The 17,856-nt window shown below is 62.6% G+C and carries 19 protein-coding genes and 1 tRNA gene; 8 read left to right on the plus strand and 12 right to left on the minus strand.

The genetic code is table 11. From position 1 onward, the window contains the following. Positions 1 to 74: 74 nt before the first annotated feature. From hisA to ACMGG8_RS01900, 5 genes are all read right to left on the minus strand, one after another. Entirely contained in the window at positions 75 to 824 is a 750-nt protein-coding gene (gene hisA, locus ACMGG8_RS01880; protein WP_060837101.1) for a 1-(5-phosphoribosyl)-5-[(5-phosphoribosylamino)methylideneamino]imidazole-4-carboxamide isomerase, read from the minus strand. Positions 825 to 915: 91 nt separating this feature from the next. Beyond that, the gene (locus ACMGG8_RS01885) at positions 916 to 1,179 is read right to left on the minus strand and encodes a DUF2164 domain-containing protein (protein ID WP_060837100.1); all 264 of its coding nucleotides are present in this window, start codon (positions 1,177 to 1,179) and stop codon (positions 916 to 918) included. Then, positions 1,180 to 1,818 (minus strand): imidazole glycerol phosphate synthase subunit HisH, encoded by a 639-nt coding sequence (gene hisH / locus ACMGG8_RS01890; protein ID WP_060837099.1) that lies wholly within the window; start codon positions 1,816 to 1,818, stop codon positions 1,180 to 1,182. Beyond that, positions 1,818 to 2,411, minus strand: a complete 594-nt coding sequence (gene hisB / locus ACMGG8_RS01895) for an imidazoleglycerol-phosphate dehydratase HisB (protein ID WP_011058736.1) — start codon at positions 2,409 to 2,411, stop codon at positions 1,818 to 1,820. Before hisB ends, hisH begins: the two co-directional genes overlap by 1 nt. A 236-nt stretch (positions 2,412 to 2,647) precedes the next feature. Continuing rightward, the gene (locus ACMGG8_RS01900) at positions 2,648 to 4,309 is read right to left on the minus strand and encodes an OFA family MFS transporter (RefSeq protein ID WP_108545872.1); all 1,662 of its coding nucleotides are present in this window, start codon (positions 4,307 to 4,309) and stop codon (positions 2,648 to 2,650) included. Positions 4,310 to 4,651: 342 nt separating this feature from the next. Between ACMGG8_RS01900 and ACMGG8_RS01905 the strand changes: the two genes are divergently transcribed. The 5 genes from ACMGG8_RS01905 (at position 4,652) to ACMGG8_RS01925 (ending at position 9,867) form a co-directional block, all read left to right on the plus strand. Beyond that, positions 4,652 to 6,877, plus strand: coding sequence for an AsmA family protein (locus tag ACMGG8_RS01905; protein ID WP_414159072.1), 2,226 nt, complete (start codon positions 4,652 to 4,654; stop codon positions 6,875 to 6,877). Continuing rightward, the gene (gene mutY / locus ACMGG8_RS01910) at positions 6,874 to 7,941 is read left to right on the plus strand and encodes an A/G-specific adenine glycosylase (protein WP_047301098.1); all 1,068 of its coding nucleotides are present in this window, start codon (positions 6,874 to 6,876) and stop codon (positions 7,939 to 7,941) included. Before ACMGG8_RS01905 ends, mutY begins: the two co-directional genes overlap by 4 nt. After that, positions 7,938 to 8,210 (plus strand): oxidative damage protection protein, encoded by a 273-nt coding sequence (locus ACMGG8_RS01915; protein ID WP_047301095.1) that lies wholly within the window; start codon positions 7,938 to 7,940, stop codon positions 8,208 to 8,210. Before mutY ends, ACMGG8_RS01915 begins: the two co-directional genes overlap by 4 nt. Before the next feature lie 105 nt (positions 8,211 to 8,315). Continuing rightward, positions 8,316 to 8,391: transfer RNA gene (locus ACMGG8_RS01920), tRNA-Phe, on the plus strand. Between the two features lie 321 nt (positions 8,392 to 8,712). Further along, positions 8,713 to 9,867 carry a Fic family protein gene (locus ACMGG8_RS01925; RefSeq protein WP_060837095.1) on the plus strand — a complete coding sequence of 385 codons (1,155 nt, stop codon included), beginning with the start codon at positions 8,713 to 8,715 and terminating at the stop codon, positions 9,865 to 9,867. A gap of 73 nt (positions 9,868 to 9,940) precedes the next feature. Here the strand turns inward: ACMGG8_RS01925 and ACMGG8_RS01930 are convergent, their stop codons facing one another. The 5 genes from ACMGG8_RS01930 to ACMGG8_RS01950 form a co-directional block, all read right to left on the minus strand. Beyond that, positions 9,941 to 10,219, minus strand: a complete 279-nt coding sequence (locus ACMGG8_RS01930) for a hypothetical protein (protein WP_414159073.1) — start codon at positions 10,217 to 10,219, stop codon at positions 9,941 to 9,943. A gap of 290 nt (positions 10,220 to 10,509) precedes the next feature. Next, a complete protein-coding gene (locus ACMGG8_RS01935) occupies positions 10,510 to 11,550 on the minus strand; it encodes a DMT family transporter (protein ID WP_129406278.1) in 1,041 nt (346 codons plus the stop codon). A 210-nt stretch (positions 11,551 to 11,760) separates the two neighbouring features. Further along, the gene (locus ACMGG8_RS01940) at positions 11,761 to 12,219 is read right to left on the minus strand and encodes a carboxypeptidase regulatory-like domain-containing protein (RefSeq protein ID WP_129406277.1); all 459 of its coding nucleotides are present in this window, start codon (positions 12,217 to 12,219) and stop codon (positions 11,761 to 11,763) included. 258 nt (positions 12,220 to 12,477) lie between these two features. Continuing rightward, a complete protein-coding gene (locus tag ACMGG8_RS01945) occupies positions 12,478 to 13,059 on the minus strand; it encodes a hypothetical protein (protein ID WP_235759208.1) in 582 nt (193 codons plus the stop codon). A 104-nt stretch (positions 13,060 to 13,163) separates the two neighbouring features. Beyond that, positions 13,164 to 13,484: an isochorismate lyase gene (locus ACMGG8_RS01950; RefSeq protein WP_047301081.1), complete on the minus strand. Its 321-nt coding sequence runs from the start codon at positions 13,482 to 13,484 to the stop codon at positions 13,164 to 13,166. A gap of 122 nt (positions 13,485 to 13,606) precedes the next feature. On the opposite strand from ACMGG8_RS01950, the gene ACMGG8_RS01955 reads away from it, so the two are divergent. The 3 genes from ACMGG8_RS01955 to ACMGG8_RS01965 all read left to right on the plus strand — a co-directional run bounded on the left by ACMGG8_RS01955 (position 13,607) and on the right by ACMGG8_RS01965 (position 15,489). Continuing rightward, a complete protein-coding gene (locus ACMGG8_RS01955) occupies positions 13,607 to 13,936 on the plus strand; it encodes a hypothetical protein (RefSeq protein WP_060837090.1) in 330 nt (109 codons plus the stop codon). A 48-nt stretch (positions 13,937 to 13,984) separates the two neighbouring features. Further along, positions 13,985 to 14,953, plus strand: coding sequence for an alpha/beta fold hydrolase (locus tag ACMGG8_RS01960; RefSeq protein ID WP_060837089.1), 969 nt, complete (start codon positions 13,985 to 13,987; stop codon positions 14,951 to 14,953). Positions 14,954 to 15,078: 125 nt separating this feature from the next. Continuing rightward, positions 15,079 to 15,489: a hypothetical protein gene (locus ACMGG8_RS01965; RefSeq protein WP_060837088.1), complete on the plus strand. Its 411-nt coding sequence runs from the start codon at positions 15,079 to 15,081 to the stop codon at positions 15,487 to 15,489. Between the two features lie 81 nt (positions 15,490 to 15,570). On the opposite strand, the gene ACMGG8_RS01970 is transcribed toward ACMGG8_RS01965, so the two are convergent. Together ACMGG8_RS01970 and gabP are read right to left on the minus strand one after the other, a co-directional pair. Then, positions 15,571 to 15,891 carry a hypothetical protein gene (locus ACMGG8_RS01970; protein WP_060837087.1) on the minus strand — a complete coding sequence of 107 codons (321 nt, stop codon included), beginning with the start codon at positions 15,889 to 15,891 and terminating at the stop codon, positions 15,571 to 15,573. A 386-nt stretch (positions 15,892 to 16,277) separates the two neighbouring features. Next, on the minus strand, positions 16,278 to 17,669 hold the full coding sequence (gene gabP / locus ACMGG8_RS01975; protein ID WP_414159074.1) for a GABA permease: 1,392 nt from the start codon (positions 17,667 to 17,669) through the stop codon (positions 16,278 to 16,280). Positions 17,670 to 17,856: the final 187 nt, after the last annotated feature.

Here is a 17,856-nt window from a genome sequence, read left to right on the forward strand (position 1 = left end):
AGAGTTGCAAGCTGCGGGCTACAAGCGGCAAGTCAGAGCCGATCGCGGTCGGGCGTTGACAGGCCGCTTGCCGCTTATGACTTGCAGCTGGCCGCGTAGCCATCACAAAAGGCCTGGGCTTCTGCCACATCCAGCGTGCCCTCATAAATGGCGCGGCCGGTAATGGCGCCGATGATTCCCGGAGCCTTGGCATCCAGCAGGGCCTTGATGTCGCCCAGGTTGTGGATGCCGCCGGAGGCGATCACCGGAATTTTGGTGGCCGCCGCCAGGGCCGCAGTGAACGGCACGTTGCAGCCCTGCATCATGCCGTCTTTGGCGATGTCGGTATAAACGATGGCGGACACGCCGTCGGCTTCGAAGCGCTTGGCCAGGTCGATCACCTGCACGCTGCTGACTTCAGCCCAGCCGTCGGTGGCGACGAAACCGTCCTTGGCGTCCAGGCCGACGATGACCTTGCCCGGGAACGCGCGGCAGGCCTCGGCAACGAACTCCGGCTCCTTGACCGCCTTGGTGCCGATGATCACGTAGCTCACGCCGGCCTTGACGTAATGCTCGATGGTTTCCAGGGAACGGATACCACCGCCGATCTGGATCGGCAGGTTCGGGTAGCGCTTGGCGATCGCGGTGACCACCTCGCCGTTGACCGGCTGGCCTTCGAAGGCGCCGTTGAGGTCCACCAGATGCAGACGCCGGCAACCCCCTTCAACCCACTTGGCGGCCATGCTCACCGGGTCATCGGAGAACACCGTGGAATCTTCCATGCGGCCCTGGCGCAGACGCACACAGGCGCCGTCCTTGAGATCGATAGCGGGAATAATCAGCATGCTTTTTCCTTCGTCAAAAGAGCTGCAAGCTGCAAGCCACAAGCTGCAAGCATGCGTGTCTGTTGTTCTTGCAGCTCGAAGCTTGGTGCTTTCAGCTGCTCTTCTCTAATGCCCATAGGTCGCTTTCGATGCTTTCAAACCGCTCTTTGAGGTGGGTCTGCACATCGAAAATCGCCCGGTTGTAATAGTGCGGAGCAATTTCCCGGGTAAAGAGTTCAAGAATCTCCGCCGCCTCGAACGAGCCCAGGTCGAGCTCGAAGCGCTCGGCCATGAAGCGCTTGATCTTGTGCGTCGCCTCACTCTCCTGTTCGGCAGTGAGGCTCAGGATCGGCGGCTTGGATTTCTTGATCGCCATTTACCAGCGACCGTCCCAGGCGGCGAAATTCTGCAGCAACTGCAGGCCGTGGGTATGGCTCTTCTCCGGGTGGAACTGCACGGCGAAACGCGAGCCATCGGCCAGCGCCGCGGCGAAATCCACCCCGTAATGACCGCTGCCCACCACCTGCCGCGCGTTGCCGGCGTTGATGTAGTAGCTGTGCACGAAGTAGAAGCGCGCCCGGTCCGGAATGCTGTGCCACAGCGGATGGTCCACCGCCTGCTTCACTTCGTTCCAGCCCATGTGCGGCACCTTCAGGTGCTCGCCGTCCTCGATCAGGCCCTTGCCGAAAAACTTCACCTGGCCGGGAAACAGGCCGATGCAGTCGACGCCCTCGTTCTCTTCGCTGTGGTCGAGCAAAGCTTGCATGCCCACGCAGATCCCGAGGAACGGCCGATCCTGGCTGACTTCACGCACCAGGGAGTCGAAGCCCAGGCGACGGATCTCGGCCATGCAGTCGCGAATCGCGCCCACGCCGGGAAACACCACCCGGTCGGCTTCGCGAATCACGCCGGCATCGCTGGTGATCAGTACCTTGCCGGCGCCCACGTGCTCCAGGGCCTTGGCCACCGAGTGCAGGTTGCCCATGCCGTAGTCGATAACGGCGACGGTCTGCATTACAGCACGCCCTTGGTGGAGGGCATCTGGCCGGCCATGCGCTCGTCCAGCTCCACCGCCATGCGCAGTGCACGGCCGAAGGCCTTGAACACGGTCTCGATCTGGTGGTGGGTGTTGGTGCCGCGCAGGGTGTCGATGTGCAGGGTCACGTTGGCGTGGTTGACGAAGCCCTGGAAGAATTCCTGGAACAGGTCAACGTCGAAACCGCCGACGGTGGCGCGGGTGAAGGGTACGTGCATCTGCAGGCCGGGACGGCCGGAGAAGTCGATCACCACGCGGGACAGGGCTTCATCCAGCGGCACATAGGCGTGGCCGTAGCGACGGATGCCCTTCTTGTCGCCGATGGCCTTGCTGAACGCCTGGCCGAGGGTGATACCGACATCCTCCACGGTGTGGTGGTCGTCGATATGCAGGTCGCCCTTGCTTTCGATGTCCAGGTCGATCAGCCCGTGCCGGGCGATCTGGTCCAGCATGTGCTCAAGGAAGGGCACGCCGATATCGAATCGGGCCTTTCCGGTGCCATCCAGGTTGATCGAGGCTTTGATCTGGGTTTCCAGAGTGTCGCGCTCGACAGATGCCTTACGTTCGGCCATCACCAGCTCCGCAAAATCATTGGGCGAAAAAGGCGAATAGTATAGGCCCGACGGCGGCCAAACAGAAACACGCAGGACAATATCCTGACGGGCGCCAGCCAATGAATACGGGCTGTACCTGTCATGACAACTTCAGGAAATGGCTTGCCGGTGAAGGCGCCAGGGCTTGCCGACCCAGACGCCGGATTCGCCGGCAGCCCGGCCCCTACGCAGGAGCCGGGCTGCCGGCAAAGCCCTTAATGGAACAGCACCGCCGTTTTCTGCAGGGTGACCCACACGCCCCACGCCAGCGGAATGCCCACTGCCAGCCAGGCGGCGATCACCAGCGGCAGGCTGGCGGATGACGCTTTCCACTCCAGCACGACACTGCTGTCGGCGCCCTTGTCGTGGCCCAGGGCCTGCTCGGCCGCCAGTTGCTCGTCAGTCATGAAGTACTTGTCGGCCACCGGGCGCACCAGCAGGTTGCACAGGAAGCCCAGCACCAGCAGGCCGGCGAGGATGTACAGGGTGATGTCATACGCCGCGGCGCGTTCGACGCCGATGCTCAGCTGGTACTCGCGCAGGTAGTTCACCAGCACCGGGCCCAGCACCCCCGCCGCCGCCCAGGCGGTCAGCAGGCGACCGTGGATCGCCCCCACCATCTGCGTGCCGAACAGGTCGGCCAGGTAGGCCGGCACCGTGGCGAAGCCGCCGCCGTACATCGACAGGATGATGCAGAACGCCGCCACGAACAGGGCGATGTTGCCCAGGTGGCCGAGGTTCGGAATCAGCGCGTACAGGGCAAAGCCCAGGGCGAAGAACACGAAGTAGGTGTTCTTGCGCCCCAGGTAGTCGGAGAACGACGCCCAGAAGAACCGCCCGCCGATGTTGAACAGGCTCAACAGACCGGTGAAGCCGGCCGCGATGGCGGCGATCTGCGCCAGTTGCCCGGCATCCAGCTGGCTGAAGGTCAGGCCGTTGCCCAGCAGCTTGCCGGCGAACACTTCCTGCAGCAGCGGCGAAGCCATGCCGAGAATGCCGATACCGGCCGAGACGTTGAGGCACAGCACCAGCCAGACCAGGCGGAACTGCGGGGTCTTCCAGGCCACGTTCACGTGCACATGGCGGTGGGTGATCATCGAGTTGGCGGCTTTCTTCGCCGGTGCCGTCCAGCCTTCAGGCTTCCAGCCGGTAGGCGGGACCCGGTACGCCAGGGCGCCGCCGATCATGAACACGAAGTAGATCGCGGCCATCACCAGGAAGCTCTGCCACACGCCAACGCTGGTCGGGGTGGCGAAGTGGCTCATCAGCGCCGCCGCCAGGGGCGCGCCCACCATGGCACCGCCGCCGAAGCCCATGATCGCCATGCCGGTGGCCATGCCGCGCTTGTCCGGGAACCACTTGATCAGGGTCGATACCGGGGAGATGTAGCCCAGGCCCAGACCGATACCGCCGATGACCCCGGAGCCGATCCACATCAGCCAGATCTGGTGGGTATAGACCCCCAGGGCCGAGATCAGCAGGCCACCGCACCAGCACAGCGCCGAAACCACACCGGCCTTGCGCGGCCCGGCGTGTTCCAGCCAGCCACCCCAGATCGCCGCCGAACAGCCGAGGAAGATGAAGAACAGGGTGTAGATCCAGCCGAGCATGGAGATCGGCCAGTCGCACTGGGACGAGAAGATCTGCGCAATGAAGCCCATGTCCGGTGCGCACGCCACCGGCGCGCTGATGCCCAGCGCCTTGGACAGCGGCAGCCAGAACACCGAGAAGCCGTAGGCCATGCCGATGCACAGGTGAATGGCCAAAGCGGCCGGCGGAACCAGCCAACGGTTGAAACCGGGCTTGGCAATGATGCGTTCCTTGGACAAGAACGCTGGCTGAGCGCCCGAACTGGCGGACGCGATGCTGGAGCTCATGGTTGTTTCCCCCAATTATTAGAATTGTTCATCGGCCACTCCTCTGCGACGACCTTGGCCCATGGGCACGGTCGTTTTATGAGTAAAGCTTCCTTTTGGCAGGCGCGACATTAAGTCGCGGAAGGACGGACGAACCGCGAGAGGTTACCATTTGCGACAAACTAAAAAACCAAACTGCCCCCACCTTTTTTCCGGCAACTGTATTGGCCGCAAGCCTGGCCAGTGGCCAAAAGAGCCCCGCCAAAACGAAAAAACCTCTAACTGCAATGGGTGACCAGCCGTCAGGTTCAGAGCGTTATACTCCCTCGCTAAATTTTGAATTCGACATACAAGGACTCGCCCATGAAAGCGTTCGGCAAAATCCTGGGTCTGGTAATTCTCGGGCTGTTGCTGATCATCGTGGCTCTCGGCTTTGCCCTGACCCACCTGTTTGATCCCAACGACTACAAAGAAGAGATTCGCCAGATAGCCCGCGACAAGGCCCACATCGAGCTGACGCTCAATGGCGACATCGGCTGGAGCCTGTTCCCCTGGCTTGGCCTGGAATTGCATGACGCGGGCGTGGCCACCCTGGCCAATCCGACCCAGCCTTTCGCCGACCTGCAAATGCTCGGCCTGTCGGTGCGAGTCCTGCCGCTGCTGCGCCGCGAAGTGCAGATGAGCGATGTGCGAGTCGAAGGCCTGAACCTGCGCCTGAACCGCAACAAGGAAGGCCACGGCAACTGGCAGGACATCGGCAAGGCCGCCCCGACCGACAAGCAGGCCGAAACCCCGGCCACCAGCACCGGCGAAGCGAGCCCGCCCAGCGGCGCCCCGGACAAGTCGTCACAGCCGATCCGCCTGGACATCGACAGCCTGACCGTGAACAACGCCCGGGTTGAGTACAACGATGAACAGACCGGCAAGCAGTTCACCGCCGAAAGCATCCAACTGAGCACCGGGCCGATACACGAAGCCACCAACACGCCGCTCAAGCTCACCGCGTTCCTGGCCAGCAGCCAGCCCGCCGTGCGCGTGCGCACCGAACTCAACGGCGAACTGCGCTTCGACCGCGCCCTGCAGCGCTATCAGTTCGAAGACATGCGCCTGTCCGGCGAGGCCACCGGCGATCCGTTGCAGGGCAAGACCGTGACCTTCGCCGCCCAGGGCCAGTTGCTGCTGGACAAGGCCGCCAACGTCGGCCAGTGGACCGGCCTCAAGGTTTCCTTCAACCAACTGCGGGCCCTCGGCGAACTCAAGGTCAACGACCTGGACAAGACCCCGCAGATCAGTGGCGGGATTTCCATTGCCCAGTTCGACCTGGCGAAATTCGTCGACAGCATCGGCCAGACCCTGCCGGCCATGGCCGCAGGCAGCCTGAGCAAGGTCGAACTGGTCAGCCGCCTGCAAGGTACGCCCAGCAGCCTGGCCCTGGAAGACCTGAACCTGAAGCTCGACGACAGCACCTTCAGCGGCCGCCTGGCCATCGAGGACTTCGACAAGCAGTCACTGCGCGCCCAGCTCAAGGCCGACACCTTCAATGTCGACCGCTACCTGCCGCCCAAGTCCGCCGAAGCCAACAGTGCCGCCACTGCGCGCAAGGCCGAAGTGCAGAGCAGCGAAGCCGACGCCATGGCCGGCGCCGGCACCACGCCGCTGCCCAACTCGCCGACCAAGGGCGCCTGGAGCACCGACAAACTGCTGCCGGTGGAACGCCTGAACAAGCTCGACGTCGACGCCGACCTGAGCTTCGGCCAACTGACCCTGGACAAGCTGCCGATTCAGAATGCCGCGCTCAAGGCCAGCGGCCAGGGCGGCCTGCTGAAACTGTCCAGCCTGCGCGGCGAGCTGTACAACGGCAGCTTCGAGGCCAACGGCACCCTCGATGTGCGCCAGAGCACACCGCAGTTGAACCTGCAGACCAAGATCAACCGGGTGCCGGTGGAACGCATCCTCGAAAGCCAGGGCCAGACGCCTCCAGTCAAGGGCCTGGTGACCCTCAACAGCAACCTCAGCGGCAATGGCAACAGCCAGAAAGCGCTGATCGACAGCCTCAACGGCAGCGCCAGTTTCGTCATCAACAACGGCGTGCTGCTCAACGCCAACATCGAACAGCAGCTGTGCCAGGGCATCGCCGTGCTCAACCGCAAGAACCTCAGCAGCACGCCCCGGGGCAAGGACACCCCCTTCCAGGAGCTCAAGGGCAACCTGACGCTGCGCAACGGCGTGGCCAGCAACCCGGACCTGAAAGTGCGCATCCCCGGCCTGAGCGTCAACGGCAATGGCGACATCGACCTGCGGGTACTGGGCATGGACTACCGAGTCGGCATCGTCGTCGAGGGCGACCTCAGCGATAACCCAGACCCGGCCTGCCAGGTGGGTGAACGCTTCACCGGCGTTGAACTGCCGCTGCGCTGCCGCGGACCGCTGGAGCTGGGGGCCAAGGCCTGCCGCCTGGACAAGGACGGCCTGGGCCAGGTCGCGGCCAAGCTGGCCGGTGACCGGCTGCAGCAGAAAATCGACGAAAAGCTGGGTGACAAGGTCAGCCCGGAACTGAAAAACGCGCTCAAGGGGCTGTTCAAACGATGAGAGCCGAGGCCTTTGCACCGGCGGTGCTGGACTGGTACGACCGCCACGGCCGCCATGACCTGCCCTGGCAGCAGGACATCAACCCGTATCGGGTGTGGGTGTCGGAGATCATGCTGCAACAGACCCAGGTCAGCACCGTGCTCAACTACTTCGACCGCTTCATGGCCTCGCTGCCCACGGTGCAGGCCCTGGCCGAAGCCCCGGAAGACGAAGTGCTGCACCTGTGGACCGGCCTGGGCTACTACACCCGGGCGCGCAATCTGCAAAAGACCGCGAAGATCGTCATGGCCGAGTACGGCGGCGAGTTTCCCCGGGACGTGGAAAAACTCACCGAGCTGCCGGGCATCGGCCTGTCCACCGCCGGCGCCATCGCCAGCATCAGCATGGGCCTGCGGGCGCCGATCCTCGACGGCAACGTCAAGCGGGTGCTGGCACGCTTCACCGCCCAGGAGGGCTACCCGGGAGAACCCAAGGTGGCCAAGCAGTTGTGGGCCACTGCGGAGCGCTTCACGCCCCACAGCCGGGTCAACCACTACACCCAGGCGATGATGGACCTGGGGGCGACCCTCTGCACCCGGAGCAAGCCCAGTTGCCTGCTGTGCCCCCTGGAGCGCGGCTGCGAAGCCCACATGCTTGGCCTGGAAACCCGCTACCCGATTCCCAAGCCGCGCAAGGAGGTGCCGCAGAAGCGCACCCTGATGCCGTTGCTGGCCAACCGCGAAGGCGCCATCCTGCTTTACCGGCGGCCCTCCAGCGGCCTCTGGGGCGGCTTGTGGAGCCTGCCGGAACTGGACGGCCTGGACGACATTCCGCACCTGGCCTCGCAGCACGCCCTGGAACTGGGCCAGCAACAGCAGATGCCGGAGCTGGTCCACACCTTCAGTCACTTCCAACTGGCCATCGAGCCCTGGCTGATCCGGGTCGAAGAGTCGGCCCTGCACGTCGCCGAGGCCGATTGGCTCTGGTATAACCTCGCCACCCCGCCGCGCCTGGGCCTTGCCGCCCCGGTGAAGACACTGCTCAAACGCGCGGCCGAAGTCTTGAATGCAGGAGAGTCGTCATGACCCGCACCGTAATGTGCCGCAAATACCAGGAAGAACTGCCGGGCCTGGAACGCCCCCCGTACCCGGGCGCCAAAGGCCAGGATATTTTCGAACACGTCTCGGCCAAGGCCTGGGCTGACTGGCAGAAACACCAGACCCTGCTGATCAACGAAAAGCGCCTGAACATGATGAATGCCGAAGACCGCAAATATCTGCAGGGCGAGATGGACAAATTTTTCTCCGGCGAGGAATACGCCAAGGCCGAAGGCTACGTGCCGCCGGCTGAGTAAAACCCGCACAAAATCGGGGGCGGAACGTAAGCGGCGGTAATAATTAAACTTTTTTTCAAAACTTGCTTGACGCCCCCCTGAAAAACCCGTTTAATGCGCCCCGTTGCCCAGATAGCTCAGTCGGTAGAGCAGGGGATTGAAAATCCCCGTGTCGGCGGTTCGATTCCGTCTCTGGGCACCACCTTCAGCTTTCAGGTGGTGTTTACATCACGTGAAAGCAACCAGAAAACCCGCCTAGTGCGGGTTTTTTGTTGCCTGCCATTCAGCCCTTCCCTTCCTCCCCGCTCGACACCCTGGCTTTCTTTCCTGCACAACCCAACCGCTGCGCGATCATCGCGCCACCCACACAGCGCATCACGCCTCGGCTTTTCTCAAGTGTTCACTTAAGTGAAGAACCATTTAGAGATAATCATCTTTTGATATTCGAGCAGACCCCATATAGAACAGGGCCTACAGCAAAAAAATCATAGATAATTTTTCCGGCCTTCGAGATGTTTGCACAATGCCTGCATTCCTCCATCAAGACCTTGAGCTGCTAAACCCATCCTTCGACTCCCCTCTGGTGGACGTGCTGAGCGAGCTTGAGCACCTTCGGCGCTTGCGCTTGGAAGGCGATACGCCTCCTGCGGTCTTCTATCAGCTGAAAACAATCTTCCACATCCTGGAAAGCCTGGGTTCGGCGCGCATCGAGGGCAACCACACCACGCTTGCCGACTACATCGAGAGCAAGGTGGAAGGCACAGCCGAGGACACGGACCAGCTACGCGAAGTGGCGAACATCGAAAAAGCCATGGACTACATCGAGCAAACCATTGGCCCGGGAACACCAATCACCGACCTCATCATCAGAGAGCTGCACGCGATGACCGTCCAGGACCTGGGCCGAGAGGGCGACAAGACGCCTGGAGCGTATCGCCAGGGCGCCGTACAGATCGCTCAGGCCGCTCACCTACCTCCTGATGCCCTGATGGTGCCCAGCTACATGCAAGAGCTGGTGGAGTTCGTCAATCGGGAGGACCTGCCCAAATACGACCTGATGAAAGTGGCCTTGACCCATCACCGGTTTGCCTGGATTCACCCATTTGGCAACGGCAATGGCCGCGTGGTGCGCCTCCTGACTTATGCACAGCTGATGAAATATGGCTTCAACGTCGATACGGGTGGCCGCGTACTCAACCCCACTGCCGTTTTCTTCAATGATCGGGAACGCTACTACGCCATGCTCGCCACCGCGGACCAAGGAACCAAGGCCGGGCTGGAGACCTGGTGCACTTATGTTCTGGAGGGCATCAGGGACGACCTGGAAAAGGTCAATCGCCTCACCGACTACCGCTACCTGAGCCGGCACATCCTCGCTCCCGCCATTACCTTTGCTCGGGATCGACAATGGATCACTGCTGCGGAAGAAACGGTACTGACCACAGCGATCAAGTCAGGCGTTGTTAAGTCGAGCGACATCGCCCAGGCACTGCCCAAACTGACTGCCGGACAAAGGACCTATCAAATAAAGAAACTGGTGGACCAGGGCATGCTATTGCCCATCAGCACCAACGCCCGGCAATACACCATCGGCTTCTCCAACAGCTACCTCATCAGAGGAATGATCAAGGCACTTCGAGAGCAAGGGTTCATACCGGCACCGCTTGAGGCGCCATGACACTCACTCAGGCTCTGCGAGGGCGACCAGAATCAAACTGATCCTGGCCGCACTCACGCACCGCCTGCGCCGATCAGAAGGCCTTATTCGCCCACTCCAGCGCCTGCCCCTGGGCCACATCGAGCAGGGCCACGCCATCACCGAGCAGCAGCGAGGCGATGTCGGCGATCTGGAACAGGTCGCTGGCGTCAGCCGTTTGCGCGGTCATGCCGGACAGGCTGTTCATCAGTTTGTGAAGGGCGCGGATGCGCTGATCGGCACAGGCCAGAAGATCGACCAGCGGCGCATGGGAATTGATCAGCAGGACGGGGTTGTCCGCTGGCGTGTGTTGAAGAGGGATATATCCGTTCATTGGTGACACTCCTTGTGTATGAGGAGCTACCACCCAACTTCCTACCGGCCAGGTGGCAGCTGCACGCGGGGGTAGGAACCGGTCACAAGATCCGGCCACGCCGAAGCGTGCCCGCGTACAGCCGCCATAACGCATAGGCAGCAAACAGCACCCAAAGAGTTGGGTGCTGGTACGCATCTCATGATCGGGTTCCTACGCCCGGCCGCTGATTTGGCAGCGACCGGCGCAGAGTAAAGAGCAGGTCGGATCAGCGCAAGCCCTCACCTGGTGACTGAAAGTAACCAGCCCACTCAGTGTTTGTGCCGATGATGAACATCGGGGAAGTGTGCATGGCTATGCCGGATCGGCGCGTGCTCATGGGGATGGCTGTGGGGCTCCGAGCCGTCCCACTCAAAGCCGTGTTCATGCTGGTGGTGCTCGTCATGCCGATGGCGATGGTTGTGCGCGAGAGGCTCGTGCTGATGCTCGTGAACGTGGTGCTCCATCAAGTGAATCCACACGCCGATAGCCATCAGTGCCGCAGCCAGCAGAAACCACAGGGAAACCGACTCGCCGAGGATCAGAATCGAGAGCGCTGCGCCAAGGAAAGGCGCCGTGGAGAAGTAGGCCCCGGTGCGCGCACTGCCCAGCCCTCGCAGGGCCAGGACGAACAGCACCAGGCTGACGCCATAACCCAAAAAGCCCACCAGCAGTATCGGCCCCAGCGTGGCAGCAGCAGGCAGTTGCGCGCCAACAAGCAACGCCAGGCCAGCATTGACCACACCCGCCACCAACCCCTTGCTGCCTGCGATGAACAGCGCATCGGACGCCGAGACGTTACGGGTCAGGTTGTTATCGATGGCCCAGCACAGACAAGCGCAGGCCACCGCCAGTGGCCCCAGCCAGTCATCAGCGCCGGCGTGCTGCTGCGGCCATGACAGAACGATCCCGCCCAACACGATGGCGAGCATGCCGAGCACGATCCGGCGATCGGCGTTCTCCTTGAACACCAGCCACGCCAGCACCGCGGTGAGTACCGACTCCAGGTTGAGCAGCAACGAAGCGGTGGCGCCCGCGGTCCGCGTCAGGCCGAACATCAGCGCGACCGGCGCCAGCACTCCGCCAAACAAGATCGCCCCCAGCAGCCACGGCCACTCGCGCGCCGTCAGCCCCGTCGGTCGCCAACCCCGATCGCGAACGCAACGGACAATGGCCAGGCCGACGCCACTGCCCAGGTACAGCAGCCCCGCCAGGAGCATCGGCGGAACATCCAGCCCCAGCAGCTTGGCCAGCGGCGTACTGGCGCCGAACAAGGCGGCGGCCGCCAAGGCATGGAGCACACTCAGATTCATATTCGGATCGCCTTTCAGACTGGTTGCATGCGGTTGTGCATGATGGCTCTGCCCATGTGGAAAGGATGTGAATCACCCCGCAACGAACAAGCGCATGACCCCGTTTCTGCCAGCCCATAGTAAAAACCCTGAATCTTTCGACTCAGGGTTTTTCAGGCCTGGAATGGGGCATTGCCCCTGTTCAACGCCGGGCAACACTCCCGCCCTCACTCAGTAGGCGTCATTCCAGTGCAGGTTGAGGTCGCGCGTGGCCGCCATCCGCGTATCGACCATGCTGTGTTGCACATGCCCGTTGCGCGTGGTGACGACCTGGTATTTGCCGGCCGGCAACTGCACATAGACGAACGGGCCCACCTGGTTCAGGTTCAGCACCGACCGCCCTTGCAGGTTCTGGATCGCCACGTCGATATCCGAGGTGTATTGGTTTGCCGGCCCCACGGAAAAGGTCATGTGCAGGTTGTAACCCTTGACCAGCTGGATAGCCCGCGACTCGTCCAGGCCAATACCGCCGCACAGATAGGTGATGCCATTCTGTTGTTGCGGCTCCAACTGCACGCCGGCCGGATCGATCGGCTCGCTGCTGATGGCGGCAGACTGCAGGCCAAGTGGCGCCACTGACAGCAGCGCCGCCACAACGCCGGATATGACACTCATAGGAAAGGACTTCATGATGACCACTCCCGGGTTCGTCTCGAACCGGTGAACAGAACACCACCGCCATGTCTTCAGCCCCAGGATGGCGGTGACTGGGTCTCCCCTACTGTCTCTGAATGACCAGCCCCTCTCAGGCAAGCAGCCTTGTGCTTGCAGCTCCTGTTTTAAGTGTATGCCGCGACAGAGAGCGGTTTAGAACGATTCGGCGTGAAGTCTTTAACCAAAGGAATCTAGGCTCGCCGACGCGGAGACCTTGCCCGCCCAGCCACTTGTTCACTGCGAACTGGCATCCATCAACACCTTGAGCGCCGCATCGGCCTCGGCACGCTGGGCCTTGGTGGGTTTGCCGGCAAATTGGCTGCGCTGCTTGTTGAGGGTCAAGTAGGCGTTATCGCCATCGCCCCAGATGTAGGAGTAGATCAGCAGGAAACTGTCGGAGCCGGGCTGGCAGTAAGGGGCGACGCTGCGCAGTGGTGCCAGCAGTTGGATCATCTCGCCATAGTTGTCGGTGAACTCCAGCAGGGCGAACTGCCAGCGACCGGTCTGCGGATCATAGTGCGAAGCGCTGCCCGGCCCGGCCCAGATCTGCACCACCTCCTGCAGGCTGCGCGCTCCGGAATCCTGCAACCACTCGGCATCGACCCGGGCCGAGCCGTACATGTCCTTGCTGTCGAACCACTTCTGCCAATCGCTGTAGGAAATCGCCGGGCGTGGCGCTGCCGCCATGGCCTTGGCGTACTGCTCGGGGGTCATGCTGCAGCGCAGATACACCGAGGAAGGCTCGCTCGCCTGCGCCTGCCCGGTCGCCGCCAATAGCGCTGCCAGCGCCAGCCCTGTCCATGAGCGAAATTGCATGGTTGTGGTTCCTGATCGATCGAAAAAGGTCGCCAGCATACCCGCGCCGACACAGATCAAGGACGCTGCCCAATTCGATCAACGCCGAACGCCGGCCTATAAGCTCAAGCTGGCGCCTGCGCCGCCTGCCAATGCTTCATCTCCTCAGCGATAAAGTGCTGCACCAGATCGCTGTACAGCTTCTCGATGGCATCCGCGCTCAGGCCTTCGGCCTCGGCCCATTCGCGGCGGGTGGCGAGCATCGCCTTGAAGCGCTCCTCGGCCCGCACGGTGGCCGCCGAGGTCTTGAACTTCGACGCCGCCAGCACGTACTTGAAACGCGCGCCCAGCAGGGCAATGACCGCCCGATCCAGGTGGTCGATTTCCCGACGGATGTCTTCCATGCCCTGGCATTGTTCCGGGCTCATCTGCTGCTTCACTTCCATGCTCAAGACTCCATCGACGTCTGGGGATACCCGGCTTTGGCCGGGCCCGGATTATTCCCATGACGGCGCAGGGGAGTAAAGTTGCGGGCTCGCGCCCATTCGACTGCCAAGGAACTGCTCGCGTGAACCAGAAGAGAACCCGAGTCCGCCTGCCCCACCCCAAGCCCGGCAAGACCGGCAGGGGCGCCTGGGTATTCCTGCTGATCGGTGGCGTGCTGCTGGCACTCACCGCACTGCTGGGCTGGACCCTGGTGAGCGCGCTGCAGGACGGCCTGATCGTCACCCGCAACCGCGCCGGCCCGAAGCTCGTCTACAGCCAGGCACAACAGCCGACCCAGTTCTATATCGAGCTGCTCTGGCAAAGCATCAGCACCCTGTTGCTGGGTGCACTGGCAGTTGCCGCGCTGTGGATCGGCCGGGTATTAATGGGCGCACAAAAAAAACATCGCTGATGCCGGATGCCGCTCCGGCATAGTGCAGCCGCCCAGGAACAAGCGCCCATGTCCCTGTTGTCCCCTCCCGACCTGCCTGCCACGCGCCTCGCCACGGCCGGCCCAGACCCCAGCGAAACCTTCAGCGAACCGGCGGCGGATGGCTTTGTGCTTGGCGGTTTTGCCTGGCGCCACCCGCAAGCCGATCCGAGCAGACCGGTGGTCATCATCAACCCCGCGACCTCGGTGCGCTGCCGCTACTACGTGCGTTTCGCCGACTACCTGTTCGCCAATGGCTTCGACGTCATGACTTACGACTATCGCGGCATCGGCGAGTCGCGTCCGGCCTCGCTCAAGGGGCTCAAGGCGTCCTGGTCGGATTGGGGCGCACTGGATTTCGAAGCCATGCTGCAACGGGCCCGGCGCGAGTTTCCCGGGCAGCCGATCGATGTGGTGGGCCACAGCTTCGGTGGCTGTGCCGTGGGCCTGGCGGCCTCCGCCGGGGAAATCCGCCGTGTGGCGACCATGGGCGCGCAGTTCGCCTACTGGCGCGACTACGAGCCCCGGCTGCGCTGGCGCATGCTGGGCAAATGGCATGTGCTGATGCCCCTGCTGACCCGCCTTCACGGCTACTTCCCCGGCAAGCGCCTGGGCTGGATGGAAGACACGCCCGCCGGCGTGGTCCGCGACTGGGCCACCCCGCACCCACGCTACGAAGGCCGTCCCAGCGGCCGCAGGCTGGCCGCTGCGCGCAATGGCCAGCCCTTCGCCCAGGTCAGCGCCGCCGTGCTCGCCATCAGCCTCAGCGACGATCCCTTCGGCACGGTGGCGGCCATCGAGCGCCTGCTGGCGTACTTCAGTAACAGTCCGCGCACCCACTTGCGCATCGCCCCGCAGGATATCGGCGAAACCGAGGTCGGCCATTTCGCCTTTTTCCACAGCCGTTTCGACACCCGGCTCTGGCCCATCATCCTGGGCTGGCTGCGCCACGGCGAACTCGACCGCAGCAGCCCGGGACGGCTGGTACCGCGCGCCTGAGCCGCCCCGCTCGCCCGGCGGCAGGTGCTCCGACCTCGATTTGCTGGCATCCTTGGCCGCCTGAAAAGGTCGCCGCTGCCCGGCGACCCACGCGATACACCTCCCAGCATCAAGGTAAGGCGCCCATGGCATCTGCGAACAAGCAACACAAACGGGCCCAGCGGGCGAAAACCAAGGCCAAGCAAAACCGCGCCAAGCGCACCGCTCCCACCTCGGAGCTGGAACTGGACCCCAACGACAGCCGCATCGACTTCGAGTCGGTGGACCTGACCGAGCTGTTCGTGAAAATGCGCGACGCCGAGAAAACCAGCTTGCAGGCCATGTGCACCGTGTTCCTCTCGGACCCGTTGCTGGAGCTGGTGTATGAGCAGGAGGGCGACGAAGGCGCCACGGATTTCATCCTTGCGGCGCTGATCGAGTACCGCAACTGGTCCACCGAGGCCGACGAGGCGGCGGCGCTGGAGTGGATCGAGTCCGAAGCCTTCCGCAACGACTACATGGCCGCGTCCCAGGCCCTGTTCAGCACCAAGGACTGAGCCGCAAACGGGCATGAAAAAAGGGCGCATTCAGCAATGAATGCGCCCTTTTTGTTTCAGCTACAGAAGCCGGGCCTAGACTCAGGCCGCTTCCAGCCGAGGGATTTCCATGCCGATGCGCGAGCTGGCGAAGTTCAGGTCGCCGCTGGCGATGGACTGGGCCTTGAAGCCCGAGCCGATCAGGTCGCGAACATACAGCTTGTTGTACATGAACATGAACACCAGGTTGCTCAGGCCGAAAGTGAACATCGACAGCAGGAACATGATGGCCGCCCATTTCCAGTCAGCGCGGAACAGGGCCGGGATGAAGCCGAAGAAGAACACGGTCCAGGAGAAACCAACTGGCGCTTCCTTGATGGCTCCGGTGTTCGGGTTTTTGAAGATGATTTTAGTGAACGCCATGCGCGTCTCCTTGCCGCCCCATTTTGAGGAACCAACGACCGGGCGATCGCCATTGGGCCCTGAATGCTCATTCTTCGAACCGGGACCGTCAGCCATGCCATGGGCAAGTGCGGACAAATCAGGAGCATGGGCCGGCGCGGATGGATCAGGGGGAGGGAAGCAGAAGACGGATTCAGAGTCCCGACAAGCGTTCAATCCCTGGCATGACAGCGCTATTCCATAGCTCCTCTCACGCAGGCACGCAAGAGCTCTTATCGAAGAGCGCGCAGGCTACTATTTCGCCAGCGGGCTGTCCACGAAACGCCAGGTAACAATTCACAAATCCGATAAAAAAGGCCGCGGTCAATGCTGACGGCGGCCTTTTTGTATGGCAAAGCGTCAAACCGTCAGTTCAGTACCAGGGCACCATTGCGCTGGGCCTTGCGCCGACGAGCCACCAACAGCCCCGCAGCGATGACGATGATACTCAGCAGGCCGGTGGCGAGGATCTCCACCCGGTGCTCTTGCTGGAACAGCATGATGCCCAGGATCGCCACGATGAACACGATCACCGCGTAGGTCAGGCCGGGGAACAGCCACATGCGGAAGGCGATCTTCTCGCCGGCGGCCATGCGCTTCTGGCGCATGCGCAGTTGCGATACGGCAATCACCAGGTACACCAGCAGGGCGATGGCGCCGGAACTGGCCAGCAGGAACTCGAACACCGCCGCCGGCGCTACATAGTTGGCGAACACCGCAAGGAAGGCTGCAGCGGTGGACAGGATCACCGCCCAGTAAGGCGTGCCGCTGGCGTTGGTGCGCTTGGCCACAGCCGGAGCGTCGCCCCGCTTGCCCAGGGAGAAGAGCATGCGCGAGGCGGTGTAGAGCGCCGAGTTCAGGCAACTGGTCACCGCCACCAGCACCACCAGGTCGACGATCAGCTTGGCGTTGGGAATGCCCATGCGATCAAGCACGGTCTGGTAGGAGCCGACCTGGGCCAGGCTTGGGTCGTTCCATGGCACCAGGGCCACGACGATGAAGATCGACACCAGGTAGAACAGGCCGATGCGCCAGATCACCGAGTTGGTGGCCTTGGAGATCTGCTTGCCCGGGTTGTGGGATTCCGCCGCGGCGATGGTGACGATCTCGGTGCCCATGAAGGAGAACATGGTGGTCAGCATGGCCGCCAACACCGCGCCCAGGCCATTGGGCATGAAGCCCTGGGTGTCCACCAGGTGCGAGACACCGCTGACCTGGCTATTGGGCAGCAAGCCGCAAATGGCCGCCAGGCCGAGGATCACGAAACCGATGATGGCCACCACCTTGATCAGGGCGAACCAGAACTCGAACTCGCCGTAGTTCTTCACGCTGAACAGGTTGGTGGCAGTCAGCAGCAGGGTGATCACCAGGGTGAAGACCCAGATCGCCACGTTGGGGAACCAGGCATGCAGGATGGTCGCGGCGGCGTTGGCCTCCAGCGGGATCACCAGCACCCAGAACCACCAGTACAGCCAGCCGATGGTGAAGCCGGCCCAGTGGCCGATAGCGCGATCGGCATAGGTCGAAAACGACCCGGTATCCGGCGAGGCGACGGCCATTTCCGCCAGCATGCGCATCACCAGCACCACCAGGGTGCCGGCAGCGGCATAGGCCAGGAGAACCGCCGGGCCGGCTTCGGCGATGGCGTGGCCGGAGCCGACAAAGAGACCCGCGCCGATCACGCCGGCAATCGACAGCATGGTCACATGCCGTGGTTTGAGCCCCTGTTCGAGGTCATTGGAGAGTTGCGTACCGCTCATGAAAAGCACCTTTGCAACGAAAAAAGAGTCACTCCACCCGGTCGGCATTCGTTCTCGTAAAAAGAATTCAACGGGGCGTTCTTTATTTCGCACGCAAGATTTGCGCCAAAATGTTACAGAGTCCCGGGAAACAAGGCTTGGCGAACCGACCGGCGGAAATCTCAAGTCATTGAGTTCAATGGCATTT

The sequence above is a fragment of the Pseudomonas sp. BNK-45 genome (assembly GCF_047456255.1).
Classification (GTDB): Bacteria; Pseudomonadota; Gammaproteobacteria; order Pseudomonadales; family Pseudomonadaceae; genus Aquipseudomonas.